Source organism: Candidatus Thermoplasmatota archaeon (genome assembly GCA_034660695.1).
In the GTDB taxonomy this organism is placed as follows: Archaea; Thermoplasmatota; E2; order UBA202; family DSCA01; genus JAYEJS01.
On record JAYEJS010000023.1, the window covers coordinates 1 to 13,088 of the forward strand.

12 protein-coding genes, 1 tRNA gene and 1 pseudogene are annotated in these 13,088 nt (G+C 44.0%); 9 read left to right on the forward strand and 5 right to left on the reverse strand.

All coding sequences use genetic code 11. From position 1 onward, the window contains the following. Nucleotides 1-49: 49 nt before the first annotated feature. Both U9O96_01270 and U9O96_01275 read left to right on the forward strand, forming a co-directional pair. Nucleotides 50-241: a hypothetical protein gene (locus tag U9O96_01270; protein MEA2053739.1), complete on the forward strand. Its 192-nt coding sequence runs from the start codon at nt 50-52 to the stop codon at nt 239-241. Nucleotides 242-290: 49 nt separating this feature from the next. After that, nucleotides 291-536, forward strand: a complete 246-nt coding sequence (locus U9O96_01275) for a PhzF family phenazine biosynthesis protein (protein ID MEA2053740.1) — start codon at nt 291-293, stop codon at nt 534-536. Between the two features lie 91 nt (nt 537-627). Here the strand turns inward: U9O96_01275 and hutH are convergent, their stop codons facing one another. Together hutH and hutU are read right to left on the reverse strand one after the other, a co-directional pair. Beyond that, nucleotides 628-2,139 carry a histidine ammonia-lyase gene (gene hutH, locus U9O96_01280; GenBank protein MEA2053741.1) on the reverse strand — a complete coding sequence of 504 codons (1,512 nt, stop codon included), beginning with the start codon at nt 2,137-2,139 and terminating at the stop codon, nt 628-630. Further along, on the reverse strand, nt 2,136-3,785 hold the full coding sequence (hutU, locus tag U9O96_01285; GenBank protein MEA2053742.1) for a urocanate hydratase: 1,650 nt from the start codon (nt 3,783-3,785) through the stop codon (nt 2,136-2,138). Before hutU ends, hutH begins: the two co-directional genes overlap by 4 nt. Nucleotides 3,786-3,909: 124 nt before the next feature. Here hutU and U9O96_01290 point away from each other — a divergent pair, with 124 nt between their 5' ends. The 3 genes from U9O96_01290 to larE all read left to right on the forward strand — a co-directional run bounded on the left by U9O96_01290 (nt 3,910) and on the right by larE (nt 5,293). After that, entirely contained in the window at nt 3,910-4,143 is a 234-nt protein-coding gene (locus U9O96_01290) for an Lrp/AsnC ligand binding domain-containing protein (GenBank protein ID MEA2053743.1), read from the forward strand. A 14-nt stretch (nt 4,144-4,157) separates the two neighbouring features. Then, nucleotides 4,158-4,466, forward strand: coding sequence for a hypothetical protein (locus tag U9O96_01295; GenBank protein ID MEA2053744.1), 309 nt, complete (start codon nt 4,158-4,160; stop codon nt 4,464-4,466). Between the two features lie 71 nt (nt 4,467-4,537). Then, entirely contained in the window at nt 4,538-5,293 is a 756-nt protein-coding gene (larE, locus tag U9O96_01300) for an ATP-dependent sacrificial sulfur transferase LarE (protein MEA2053745.1), read from the forward strand. 12 nt (nt 5,294-5,305) lie between these two features. Here larE and U9O96_01305 read toward each other — a convergent pair whose 3' ends face one another. Together U9O96_01305 and U9O96_01310 are read right to left on the reverse strand one after the other, a co-directional pair. Continuing rightward, nucleotides 5,306-7,258: a hypothetical protein gene (locus U9O96_01305; GenBank protein ID MEA2053746.1), complete on the reverse strand. Its 1,953-nt coding sequence runs from the start codon at nt 7,256-7,258 to the stop codon at nt 5,306-5,308. Continuing rightward, entirely contained in the window at nt 7,259-9,511 is a 2,253-nt protein-coding gene (locus tag U9O96_01310) for a type II/IV secretion system ATPase subunit (protein MEA2053747.1), read from the reverse strand. A gap of 42 nt (nt 9,512-9,553) precedes the next feature. On the opposite strand from U9O96_01310, the gene U9O96_01315 reads away from it, so the two are divergent. The 3 genes from U9O96_01315 to U9O96_01325 are packed head-to-tail and all read left to right on the forward strand — an operon-like array spanning nt 9,554 to nt 12,544. Beyond that, nucleotides 9,554-10,837 carry a DUF87 domain-containing protein gene (locus U9O96_01315; GenBank protein ID MEA2053748.1) on the forward strand — a complete coding sequence of 428 codons (1,284 nt, stop codon included), beginning with the start codon at nt 9,554-9,556 and terminating at the stop codon, nt 10,835-10,837. Next, on the forward strand, nt 10,838-11,689 hold the full coding sequence (locus tag U9O96_01320) for an A24 family peptidase (GenBank protein MEA2053749.1): 852 nt from the start codon (nt 10,838-10,840) through the stop codon (nt 11,687-11,689). A gap of 48 nt (nt 11,690-11,737) precedes the next feature. Continuing rightward, on the forward strand, nt 11,738-12,544 hold the full coding sequence (locus U9O96_01325) for an FAD/NAD(P)-binding protein (protein ID MEA2053750.1): 807 nt from the start codon (nt 11,738-11,740) through the stop codon (nt 12,542-12,544). Here the strand turns inward: U9O96_01325 and U9O96_01330 are convergent. Next, a pseudogene (locus U9O96_01330) lies at nt 12,516-12,719 on the reverse strand (fumarylacetoacetate hydrolase family protein). The gene U9O96_01325 and the pseudogene U9O96_01330 sit on opposite strands and share 29 nt — an antisense overlap. A gap of 46 nt (nt 12,720-12,765) precedes the next feature. On the opposite strand from U9O96_01330, the gene U9O96_01335 reads away from it, so the two are divergent. Then, nucleotides 12,766-12,885: transfer RNA gene (locus U9O96_01335), tRNA-Gly, on the forward strand. The last annotated feature ends 203 nt before the right edge of the window (nt 12,886-13,088 follow it).

Below are 13,088 nucleotides of genomic sequence, written 5' to 3' on the forward strand. Positions count from 1 at the left end.
AATACATTTATAAGCCAATAAAGTATTAAATACCCGAAAAGGGAATTGCATGAAGGGATTTATCATACTGTGGTTCATTCTGAATTTAATTGCCGTAATCGGCTCCCTCCTAAGTGTTCATTTTTCACCTGATACATTATTTGATTTTCCGTATTTTCACTTATTGGGCATTGTTTCTTTATTTGCCATATTAAATCTGCCGTTTTATACGGCATATGAAAGACTGATAGGAGAGCGATAGGAATTTCGAAATCAAAAAATCTTTAAGGGCATTAAGCCGATACCAAATGATGATTAACATGAAGATGCCGTTTTATGTTGTCAATGCGTTTACCAATAAGCCGTTCAGTGGAAATCCCGCAGGGGCTATATTAAATGCCGATGAACTGGATGAAAAAACGATGCAGAACATTGCAGCAGTGACGGTGGCATTCCTTTGGGGGAGAAAAACGATTTCATGCCTCAAGGAGAAACTTCCGTCCCAGGACAAAGCTGATGCGTTTGCAGATGTTTCTCCATCAGAGGCTGAGGAGTGATTATACTCTTTCGAGTCAGTGGCAGCCGTGAGTAAAGCGTGTGAAAAACCGTCGGGTATATGTAATCGTTAACGAGCAGGGCATCCTCATCTTACAGCAACTCTCCCACTTCATCTTCGACGGCATTTATTATTTCGCCCTCGTGAACCATTTTGAAAGCGGTTTCAATATCCGTATACATTGCCCTGTCCTCTTCATGCGGCGGAATTTTTCCCCTTATGCATTTATATGCTGTTGAAACTGCCCTTGACGGTTTAAGCTCGTGAAATTCCAATGCCTGAGAGGATGTTATGAATTCTATTGACACAATTCTTTCTGTATTCGTGATGATGATCCTGGCTTTTCTTGCAGATGTTGCCCCCATGGATTGATAATCCTCCTTATTGGCTGATGTTGGTATTGAATCGACTGATGAGGGGTATGCAAGTGTTTTGTTTTCATTGACCAGCGAGGCAGCGACATACTGAAGAATCATGAGTCCAGAATTCAATCCCGCTTCCTTTGCCAAAAAATGGGGAAGTCCTGAAAGATTTGAGTCCAGCAGCCGTGCAGTACGCCTCTCCGAAAAACTTCCGATTTTGGTGGCTACAATACCAAGCAAATCCATTGCAATGGCAATCGGTTCTCCATGAAAATTTCCTCCAGATATAATGTCATCAAAGACTAGCGGGTTGTCGGTGGCGGAGTTTATCTCTACTTCAATAATTTTTTTTATGTGGTCCAGCGAATCACGGGCTGCCCCGAAAACCTGAGGCATGCATCTGAGAGTATAGGCATCCTGAACCTTTGGACAATTTTTGTGAGATGCAATTATTTTGCTGTTCCTTGTAAGCTTCCACAGATTCTTTCCAATATTGATCTGACCATTGTATGGACGGGCATTGTTTATTTCTTCCCTGAACACCTGGTCCGTGCCCTTCAACGCTTCCAGGCTCATCACTCCCGCAACCTGAGCATTTTTTAGAAGAAGGTATGCATCGTTTACGGCAAGGGATGCAATGGCTGTCATCATCTGCGTACCATTTATCAAGGCAAGCCCTTCCTTTGCCTTATACGTTACCGGGCTGATCTCGGCTCTTTCAAGTGCCTCCATTGCCGGCATCTTCACTCCATTATAGTTAGCCATTCCCTCTCCCATGAATGCAAGGGCGATGTGGGCAAGCGGAACAAGGTCCCCACTCGCTCCAACCGAACCCTGGGAAGGCACGACAGGATGAAAGCCTCTGTTCAGCCCATCTATCAATTTTTGTACGAGAGTTAGAGTAACACCCGAATATCCTTTTGCAAGTGAATTTGCCCTCAGCAGCATCATGGCACGCACGATTTCATCGGGCAGTTCATCGCCCACTCCGCATGCATGGCTCCTTATCAGGTTTTCCTGCAATTTCTCTATTTCATTATCAGAGATACGCACATTCGAGAGTTCTCCAAACCCCGTATTTATCCCGTAAACAACCTTCCCCTCCTTCAGAACCTTTTCAACCTTCCCCCTGCTTTTTTCAATATTTGCTATCGCCATTTTGCTTATAGACACTTTTGCCTTATTCCTTGCAACGGCAACTACGTCTTCAATACTCAAATGCCCTCCATCGATCTCGATCATTTTCTCGCCATCGGAATTTTTATGTTCATTCTACACACAAATTGTATGGCATCATTGTAGCCTGCATCGGCATGCCTGACTATGCCAATCCCCGGGTCAGCTATAAAAACACGCTTTATTCTTTCGTCCGTCTCTTCCGTTCCATCGCATACGACAACCATTCCAGCATGTGTGGATAAGCCGATACCGACACCCCCTCCATTATGAACGGAAATGCTGTCAGCCCCTGCGGCACAGTTAATGAGTGCGTTCAATAAGGGCCAGTCTGCTATGGCATCGCTTCCGTCTTTCATGCCTTCTGTTTCCCTATTCGGAGATGCAACACTCCCCGCATCCAGATGATCACGCGTTATCGCCACCGGACCAATTTTGCCTTCTCTGACCATTTTGTTTATGGCAAGGGCAAATTTATCTCTTTCTCCGTATCCAAGCCAGCACACGCGGGCTGGCAGCCCCTCCCATGGAAGGTATTTTTCAGCCAGTTTTATCCAGTTCACAAGCGTTTTATTATCCGGAAACATATCCATCACAAGTTTATCCGTTTTTATGATGTCTTCTTTGTTTCCAGTGAGTGCAAGCCACCTGAACGGCCCCCTTCCCTCGCAGAACATTGGACGGATGTATGCCAGTACAAATCCGGGATAACCAAAGGCGTTTTTTAAGCCCGCCTCGTATGCCTGCCCCCTGAGATTATTTCCGTAATCAAATACAATTGAGCCATTCTTCTGAAAAGCAAGCATGGCCCTGCAGTGTTCCACCATTGATTTCATGGCCTTCTCAATATATTTCTGGGGCTCTTCTCTTCTCAATTCGATCGCTTCATTCAAATTGCTGCCGTAATATCCCGAAGGTACATATCCGTTCAACGCATCGTGGGCTGATGTCTGGTCGGTGACGACATCCGGGATTATTTTGCGCTTTGCCATCTCCGGGTGAACATCGGCACAATTTCCAAGCAATCCTATTGATGTTGCTTCTCCTTCTTCCCTGGCATTCATGACCATTTCAATGGCTTCATCCATATCATCTGTCTTCCCATCGCAGAATCCAGATTTTATTCGTCTGTCGATGCGTTTCTCATCGCATTCCACTATTATGGATGCGCCTCCAGCCATCTTTATGGCAAGGGGTTGAGCTCCCCCCATCCCGCCGAGCCCGCCGCTCAGCACAAACTTTCCTTTAAGCGTGCCGTTGAAATGCTTTCGAGCGCAAGCCGCAAATGTCTCATATGTTCCCTGAATGATTCCCTGCGTTCCGATATAACACCAGGAGCCGGCTGTCATCTGCCCGTACATTATCAGCCCCAGGTCTTCAAGCTCGTAAAATTTCTCCCACGTGCTCCACTTGGGCACAATATTGGAATTTGCGATTAAAACGCTGGGGCTGTTATTTTTCGTCCTGAATATCCCGACCGGCTTGCCGGATTGAATAAGCAGGGTTTCATCATCTTCTAGTTCTTTTAATGATTCCACTATTTTGTTGTAGCATTCCCAGTTTCTGGCAGCCTTTCCTGTTCCCCCATATACGATGAGCTGTTCAGGCAATTCCGCATTTTCGAGATTGTTTTCAAGCATGCGCAAAATTGCCTCCTGTTTCCATCCTTTGCAGCGCAATTCTTTTCCCCTTTTCGCTTTTATTTTTGCCATTATACCTGTAATGGGGAGAAATACTTAATTTTTAGTATTGGCCAGGGGGATTGAAATTGACAAATCTGTATGTACCATATGGAAAAGTTAATAAGCCAAAGATAGATAACATCTCGGTGAACGAATGGCTATAGGGTTTATTTTAATCTCTACGGCACCTGCAAAGGAGCATGAGGTTTACAGTGAACTGCTAAAGATAGAAGAAGTAGTTGAATTGCATCCTCTATTTGGCGAGTACGACCTTATAGCCAAGGTCGAGGCAAAGGACTTTGACGAACTGGGACAGATAGTTGTTGACAAAATAAGGACGATAAAGGGAGTGGCTGATACAAAAACCTTAACGGGAACAAAATTTTAAAAGGAGGGAATAAAATGGAATATATGTTGAGTTTGTTTGTGAGCATGTGTATGTTGGTGTTTGCGATAGGTGCAATAATAGCGGGGATATTTACAGCGTACTTTGGTTCCGGAAAGAGCAGAGCTGTTGGTGGCATTCTGCTGCTGATAGGCATAATTGTAGGGGTAGTGTTCTATAACTATACCACCGGTAATCTATGGGGAACTGCTGTGTTTGAAGATGGATGGAATACCATCGGAAATGGGATATCTGCGGTGATTGGAGCCATTGTCGGGGCATTGATAGCACTTGGCGTTTTCCTTGCAGGAATAATGAAGGCCTGAAAGAAACAGTTAAAAGCAATCTGGAAATATATACGGCGTTTATGGATAGGTATTTCGAGTTAGTTAATCTGATGAAGGAGGCAAAGAAAGTTGCAGTGGCATTTTCCGGGGGTGTGGACAGCAGTCTGGTGGCAAAAGCTGCGGTTGATGCAGGAATAGAAACGGTGGCGATCACTATTGATTCTCCCCTATTTTCTCGCAGGGAGATAAAAAACGCATCATTGGCTTCAGAGGAGATAGGTATAAGGCAAATCGTGGTGAAGAGCTGTGGACTGCCCGTAGAAAATACGCCGATGCGCTGCTATCACTGCAAAAAAAATGTGGCAAAGTTGTGGAAGAAGGTTGGAGGAAAGAGAGGTTTTCATACCATTGCAGATGGTGTAACAGTAACGGATATTAATGACCGGTTCAGACCGGGCGTGGATGCATCAAGTGAGGAAAAAATATGGCACCCTCTGGTAGATGCAGGATTTACGAAGGAAGATGTGGTTGCTGTTGCAAGAAATGTTGGATTAAGCATGTGGGATAAACCATCGGATGCATGTCTTGCATCTCGTATTTCTTATGGGGAGGCAATAACTCTAAAAAAACTGGGGATGGTTGAAGGGGCGGAAGACTTTTTAATCGGTCTATCAAAAAAAATTCGTGTAAGGATACACGATTCCATTGCAAGAATAGAAGTGCTGCCCGAAGATTTTGAAAAAATTGTTGGGATGAGAGAACAAATAATCGAGAAATTCAAAAAAATTGGATTCACCCATATCACTCTTGACTTGAGGGGTTATAGAAGCGGCAGCACGAATGAAGAATTGAACCGCAGGCCATAAAACATTTAGGTTTTACATGGGTGCCATCCTTTGGAATATGATCATGGCCACGATTGTTACTACGCTGAAGAATGCAATTGCGGTCGGCATGGATTTGCCCAATGTGTACATGTACTCTATTTTATCGTCCCCTTCGTCTATCCCATTGGCAAAACGGATTAAGAGAACTACAAGCTGCATTATGTATATACCTACCACGAGTACAAAATACTCCGGACTTATATCGAAAGAAAAATTCGACGAGCCTGAAATGAAATCGTTTTCAGGTAAAGATTCAAGGTTCATGCCCTCCAACACTACCGATATCAATTTTGTTATGCCCAGTGTTATGCCTGCTATCATGGGGGCAAATAATGTGGCTGTGGATTTCAGTGTGGATGTTAGCGTTCCAAGAGAATTTTTTATTCCCCTTTCAACTTCCTGAAGTTGCTTAAGATGTTCCGCAACTTTGACTATTGCAATGCCGGCTGCTTCATAGCTTTTCTTAACTCCTTCAACAAAGAGATGCATAATGGCCCTGATTCTATCTGAATATACATGCTTCAGGGAGCCGAATTTTTCATCGAAAAGGGCATCCTTCAGATCGGTCCTCATAGATGCAAGGTTAAAGGCTGTCCCGGAAAATATCTTCCCCATCTCTGCCCCCTCCATCGTTTCGGAGGCATATTGAAAAGCTTCCTCGGCAGGTCTTCCTTCAGTTATCCTTTTTCCTATCACATAAAGAGAATCGCTGAACTCCTTCTCCATTTCCTTTATCCTGTCCCTTATTTTTTTATAGGCCGTATATGTCCTGAGGCAGTATATTGATACGGCGGTGGCTATGCCCCACAATATGAATAATGTTACCGGGATATAGGCGTTCAATCCTCCCTCGCCGGCGGGACGGGTGATAAAATCAAATATTTCCCCTTTAATTGAAAACAGGGGCAGCAACATGAAAAATATACCAGGGAGGGCGATGAGTACTCCAGCAACGGCAGCTATGACCATATTTTCCTTTTTATTTATTTTTTCAACATCCGGATGGTTTCTAGGTATTATAGGCGGATTGAAAGTAGCGGGCCTCGAAAGAAGAATTTTTCTCATGTATGCAAAAAGGGCAAGAGGAAGAATGATATCGTAAAGCAAAAAAATTTGAAATATTGATATGCGAAGACCGACAAGTGATGCGGCGGGCATCATGGCCACCAGTGCCAGCGGAACCATAGCTCCTATCGAGTATATAACAAGGGTTGGCTGGTGAAGATTGTTAGCAAAATTCATCATATTATTTTTTGTTCCGTCCATAACGATATCCAATGAGCGGTCGAGCGTGATGTTTCTTTCGCTTTCGCTCGGTTCCCTGACAGCACTCCTTATTAAGTGCAATGCTCTCTTTAAATAATCGCTCCATTTTCCCCAGAGATTTGCAAATGACGTAACAGCATCATCCATGCTACGATAAACTCTGACTTCCAGATCCCATATCAATTTTTTCAGGTCTTTGCCCAATGAAGTATTTGATTCCCTTGCGGCAAATCTGATGCCGTCCTCCATATTTGGGATGAGCTTCAAATACATGATAATATAGCTCAGCACTTCCGGTATGTCTCCCAGGGAATGCACTTTCATATATCCTGCCTTTGTCTTCGGGTATTCGCTCAGAAACTGCAGTGCGGCCAGCGGCAGCCCGACCGTCGTGCCGATCATCAATACCGTCGTAAGCAATCCCATACTGGCTATGGAAAAACCATGGAAGGCAATGATGATTATGTCAAGTATAACAGCTGCAACAGATGCAATTATCGCCCCGCTGTAGGAAAGGAGCAGGACTTCATACGGCTCCACATCCAGCCCAGTAAAGTTAAGTGATTCAATAAATTCCTCAGAAACTGATTCCTCAGCTTTCTTTTTAAAAGTTTTTATATCGCCAACGATCCACGAGAAGTGTTTTACTGAAAATTTGCACATCTCTTCAAACCACATTTATCTCACTTTTCCCGCATATTCTTTAAACCATTCCATCCATCTCTTCTCTATTTCCTTGTAATCAGGGATTCCATGCTCCCTCCTGCTCTCTTCCGTGAAAACCCAGAAGGCATTATTGCAATCGCGCACTGACCGGGCTTCAAGCAGTTCATTCCTTTTTTTGCCGTATTCAACAATCTTTTTTCTTATTTTTGTTCTCAGGGAGATGTTTTCTATTGCCATCTCGATGTTCATTCCCCACTCCTTTGCAATCCTACCTATGATTTCTGACTGACCCATATCCAGCAGGTCTGTTGCTTCCAGTTCATCCTTCGCGGGGTTGTATCTCATGATATCTGCAAATATCTTATCAGCATCAACGTTCTCTCCCCACCTGCTTTTTGTTACTTCAGATATCTGTATCACCCTCCTTTTTTTCTCCATCCCCCCTCCTATCCTTATGGGGGCTGCTATTACAACTATGTCTGTTGCCTTAAACGAGGTGGGGGCCACCCCTATATCATATACTATCCTCTCAAATACGTCCCTTGTTGTGGCACCGTGTATCGTTCCCAATATCAGGTTGCCAGCCGCCCCGACCCTCATCGCCTCGAACAGAACTTTTGTCTCCTCCCCTCTCACTTCTCCAAGCACAAGGACAGATTCCCCCAGTCGGAGTGCCGTCCTCAGGGCTGTTTTAGGGTCGACGCCGCTGCTTCCCCCAGACGTTATGGGCCGTGTGACCAACGACTGCATTTTATAGCCCAGCTTCTGTAACTGTTCAACCGGCAATTCAGGTGTGTCTTCAAGTGTCAATATCCTGTATCTCTGGGGTATTTCTAAAAGAAGGGCGGAAAGCAGTGATGTTTTTCCAGAACCGCGGCTGCCCGATATTAGAATGGATGCCTGTCCGTCCACGAGGAAGCTCAGGAGGGCAGCTGCGGTTGGCGAAAACATTTCATATGTTATGAATTTTGGCAAAGTCCATGGTTTTGAGCCGTGGCGTCTTATCGCAAATGCCACCCCCTTTGCTGTCAGAGGTGGGGAAATTGCAGCTATCCTGGCGCCATACCCGCCGAGTTCCATGTCCAGGATGGGAGCACCCTCAGAGAAAGGCCTGCCGCTCAAACTGCGAAATCTTGATGACAGGGCTTCAACATCTCCTTCAGAAAAATAGATATTTGATGTATATTCCTCCCCTTCAAGTATTATGTGCAACGGATTATTTGCAACCGGGGCATTTATGTATATATCCTGAATCTTTTCATCCAGCAGCAAATCTTCCAGTATGCCAAAGCCTGCCGTATATTTGGCAAAAATATCAGAAAGTGTTTCAAGTTTCTCATTGTTGAACATCAATCCCTCTTCTTCCGCCACTTCATTTATCGTCTCTCTGGCAAATTTCAAAAAATATTCTCTTGATGTTTCCGGATCCATGAAAGAAGATTCCTGAGGCCTGTGGCGTGCCAGCTTTTCCTTAACTTTTTGTAGTACCTTCAATTCAGTTGCAGGAAGATTGTATTCAGGAGGTATGATAAAATAGAGCTTTTCAGGGCGCAATGAAAGCGAATACAGCGAAACGCTGAGCACCCGTCCTCCTTCACGTTTCACCCCGTATTTTTTAATGAACACACTATCTGATGGCGGTGTTAATTTTATATATGTGTCAAAAAACATCGGTCGCACATACGGCTGTATTTTGTCCCTGTAATAAAATTCGCTGTTTCTGTTTCCAACTATTTTTCTCGTCAATCCTTTTTCTCCTACTAGTTCTGAGAGAGCTTCGGCATATTCTTTTCTGCAGGCGGCACATTCGTCTTTGCCAGCATATTCAGCCCCGATAATTCCTGGCTTTCTTTCTTTTTTGTATCCCTTTTGGTAATGCAATTCATCTGTCAATTTCTGAAATGCAAGTATGGGGTCAGAAGGAGCGATTTCCTTTATCCTTTCCATTCTTTTAATTCTATCTTCAATACAACCGGTGCACCTGCCTTCTTTACCTCTGCTAGAAATTTTTGAGAAGTCATGGCTGTCCAATTCTTCCAAAAAATCCGCCAAATCTTTTAAAAATGATAGTGGCTCGCCATCAAAAACCTTCACAAAGGAATGATTTAATACTATTCTGTCAAGATTTGCCTCTTTTTTAATCATCTCAAAAATATTTTTTCTGCAATTCCCATCCAAGAGAGAAGACGGGCCATTGCAGTCTTCGCAATTTGCCACGGCGACTCTGAGGCTCCCTTCCCTTCTTAAAATGTAATTGCATGGCATTTATACCAAAATTTAATCTATTATTTCCCTATATAGTTTTTGATGGTTATTAATATTTCCGATGGAAAAACCAGGAAGGGAAGCATATCCGAAAAATTGTATGTACTTGGCAGGAGGGAAAAGGCAGAGGGGGGAATTCTGAATATAGGCAGGTACTATGCTCTCGACAAATCGCTGGGCTCGAATGTTTACGTGGATGGGGCAAAACCGCATGTAATACTGATATGTGGAAAGAGGGGCTATGGAAAATCGTATACGATGGGCACATTCATTGAGGAAATATCGCTTATGGACGAGTCAATAAGAAAAAATATAGGAGTGGTGGTCATAGACACCCTGGGCATTTACTGGACATCTTTCTTTGAAAACAAAAAGCAGGAGGGGGCGCTTTCAAGATGGGGTTGTTCCCCGACCGGATTAAAAATAAAAGTGTTGTCATCTCCTGATAGCGTAAATGAATACAGGAAAAAGGGAATAGATGCAGAGAAATTTTCATTGAGAACATCGGAGATTACCCCATCGCAGTGGTGCCAGTTATTCGGTGCAGAACTCATAGAGCCGCTTGGCGTTGCCGTTGCGAGGGCGATAAATGAAATGGACATCGATTATTCGATAGATGACATCATAGCGTTTATAAAAAAAGACAGACGCACCAGAGACGAAATAAAGGGAGCGGGTGAAAACTTCTTTAACATGGCAAAGTCATGGAATGTATTTGATAGGGAAGGATTACCCCTCGATAAAATAGTTAAAAACGGCGAAATAATGATACTGGACATAAGTTTGTTCTCTGAGGAACTGAAGATCATAATTGTTGCTGTACTCTCAAGAAAAATATTTGAGAGGAGGGTGAGGGAGCGCAAGAAAGATGAGGAAAGAATCATGGAGCACAGGAATACAGATGAAACAAGCGAAAAAATTTTTCCGATGGTATGCATGGCGATAGACGAGGCGCAGGTTTTTCTGCCTTATGAGAAAAAAATTTCCAAGGACGTGCTCATAAAACAGTGGATGAGGCAGGGCAGGCAGCCCGGTTTATCGCTCGTTCTTGCAACGCAGAGGCCAAGCGCCCTTGATCCGGAAGTTCTTTCCCACAGCGATATCATAATATGCCACCGTCTTACCGCCCAGGAGGACATAGACGCTCTGAATAAAGTTAGGCCAACGTATATGCAGGGGGAAATAAGCGAGGCTTTGAAAAAGGTTGGAGCGGAGAAAGGCGTGGCCCTCATTATAGACGACACTTCGGAATCTGTACATATAATAAAAATACGCCCGAGGCTGAGCTGGCACGGAGGGGAGGAGCCGTCCGCCATGGTGAAGTAAATGCTCTGGCTTGCAGGAGTGATCGTCGCCGTTGCCGGTACAATAATGGCATCATATTTTGATGTCAATACAAAAGAAATACCGAACGAGATAACGCTGGGCATGATAGTTACTGGCCTTATCACCTGTGCCGTGAGGATTTATTATGGATTTTACTGGATTATGATTGCACTGCCTTTGGCATTTTCATTCCTTTTTGCCTGGATTATATGGCGGGCGGGGCTTTTCGGGGGCGGTGACGCAAAACTTATTATGGGCATTGTCTCACTCATTCCCGTTTTTCCCGACGGCATATCTTTCATTCCAACATTCTTTCTGATGATGGCCATCGCTTCTTTCATCCACTACTTCATTTTTGGCATGGTGGAAATGGTCAGGAACGGAGAAGGACTGAAAACCGTTGCTTTTGCCCTATTGCCTGTAGCGGCCGCCATTATAGTATACGGGATTACAAAAAATCTCACCCCTATTTCAGCAATCTTGACTGTTTTTTCGCTTGCAGTCGTTGCAGATATAATAAGCCTCCTTATGCCTTACAGGAAAAAAGTTTTGTTGTCGGATGAGCTGGAAGGGGAGATGCTTGCCGAGACAATAGGATTGAAAAACGGAAAGGTTATAAGAGTAAAAGAAAAACCATCCCTGCTACTAAAAATTTTTTCCGGGCATAAGCATGACGTGGATGAAGTGATTGCATCCCCCCGTTATACGGGCATTTCTAAAGACGATATTGAAAAACTCGGGCATTTTTGCAGTGGGGTTTACATATTTCCGTCATACCCCATGGCCCCCATCATACTTGCTGCCGTGCTGCTTGCTATATTCTTCGGAAATTTAATGCCCTGCAGTTGCTAGCTGGTAAAAAGATATAAAAGATGCTTTTGTATACCATCATTGATAGGCATGGACAACGAATTTTTACCTTTGCCTGCGGAATTGGTGCGTGTTGAAGCCCTTACGGCTGATAAAAAGCTTTACAGAGTAAGATTTAAAGACGATAGGATCCAGAAAAAATTTTTTTTTAAGCCGGGCCAATTTGTTGAGATAAGCGTTGCCGGCATAGGAGAAATGCCCATATCGATAGCTTCCCCTCCATCGGCAAAAGAATATTTTGAGTTGTGCATCAAAAGGTCTGGCAGGGTCACGAAGGCAATCCATTCCATGAAGGAAGGAGATATGGTCGGAATAAGGGGGCCGTATGGAAACGGCTTTTCCCTAGAAAATTTCTATGGATACAATATGCTCTTCATCGCCGGCGGAATAGGATTACCTCCCTTGAAAAGCCTGATAGAAACTATATTGGCAGAGAGAGAGAAATTTGGTTCTCTTCAAATATTTTATGGAGCAAGGGATCCGGACGACCTAATTTTCGTAGACGATTTGATGGAATGGAAACGGTATGCAACGGTGGAAATAACAGTTGACAAAGGAAATGAGGAATGGAACGGGCAAGTTGGTTTTGTCAGTGATTTGGTAGGGATGGCGGAGATAGAAAGAAATTCGTATGCTGTGATGTGCGGCCCTCATGCAATGTTTGGGCCTGTTGCGGAGAAATTGAGAGAGAAAGGAATCGATGAAGTGAAAATAACAGTTTCGGCTGAAAGAAGGATGAAGTGTGGCATAGGCAAATGCGGGCATTGTATTGCCGGGGAGAGATACATCTGTACGGATGGGCCCGTGTTTACATACGAGGAATACCGAAAGCTTTAGCTCTGGCGTTGGTATTTGGTAAAATAACATTTGTCTTTAGAAAACATACATCGCCCGGTTTTACCTCTATAATGTCTCCTGACCTTAGCGGCCTGACTCCCTCGGGAATTCCTGTCAGTATGAGATCTCCGCGTTCCAGGGTCATAATCTCTGATACGAAGGCTATTTTGGTGTTGGAGGAGAAATAATTTAAATAAAACTACTATATTGCCTTACTCAATGCGGGCGTGATCTAGCGGTTAGGATTTGAGCCTTCCAAGCTCACTGCCCGGGTTCGAATCACAACTTGTTTGGCAAGTTGCATTTCCAGGCAAGTGTGCTCGGAAATCCCGGCGCCCGCATTTTTTGATTTTTTTACTGGTGGGCATGTAGAATATTTCCGACGCTTGTATTCACCTTTTATTGACTTTTTCTAAGATAGTCTCTACGAATAAGCTCCATTTTGTAACCTAATTGTTTCTCCTCGGGTGACGAGAAGAAACAATCTATTCCTCTAAAATTTTCAGATGGAGGAAAACGAGGGATGGAAAACAGAGTTTTCGGG

Excerpts from the sequence above, each read along its gene's own strand:
- U9O96_01275 (MEA2053740.1), top strand. The coding sequence starts at position 291 with ATGATTAACATGAAGATGCCGTTTTATGTTGTCAATGCGTTTACCAAT.
- U9O96_01295 (MEA2053744.1), top strand. The coding sequence starts at position 4,158 with ATGGAATATATGTTGAGTTTGTTTGTGAGCATGTGTATGTTGGTGTTT.
- U9O96_01310 (MEA2053747.1), bottom strand. The coding sequence starts at position 9,511 with ATGCCATGCAATTACATTTTAAGAAGGGAAGGGAGCCTCAGAGTCGCC.
- U9O96_01320 (MEA2053749.1), top strand. The coding sequence starts at position 10,838 with ATGCTCTGGCTTGCAGGAGTGATCGTCGCCGTTGCCGGTACAATAATG.
- U9O96_01290 (MEA2053743.1), top strand. The coding sequence starts at position 3,910 with ATGGCTATAGGGTTTATTTTAATCTCTACGGCACCTGCAAAGGAGCAT.
- hutU (MEA2053742.1), bottom strand. The coding sequence starts at position 3,785 with ATGGCAAAAATAAAAGCGAAAAGGGGAAAAGAATTGCGCTGCAAAGGA.
- U9O96_01305 (MEA2053746.1), bottom strand. The coding sequence starts at position 7,258 with ATGTGGTTTGAAGAGATGTGCAAATTTTCAGTAAAACACTTCTCGTGG.
- hutH (MEA2053741.1), bottom strand. The coding sequence starts at position 2,139 with ATGATCGAGATCGATGGAGGGCATTTGAGTATTGAAGACGTAGTTGCC.
- U9O96_01270 (MEA2053739.1), top strand. The coding sequence starts at position 50 with ATGAAGGGATTTATCATACTGTGGTTCATTCTGAATTTAATTGCCGTA.
- larE (MEA2053745.1), top strand. The coding sequence starts at position 4,538 with ATGAAGGAGGCAAAGAAAGTTGCAGTGGCATTTTCCGGGGGTGTGGAC.
- U9O96_01315 (MEA2053748.1), top strand. The coding sequence starts at position 9,554 with ATGGTTATTAATATTTCCGATGGAAAAACCAGGAAGGGAAGCATATCC.
- U9O96_01325 (MEA2053750.1), top strand. The coding sequence starts at position 11,738 with ATGGACAACGAATTTTTACCTTTGCCTGCGGAATTGGTGCGTGTTGAA.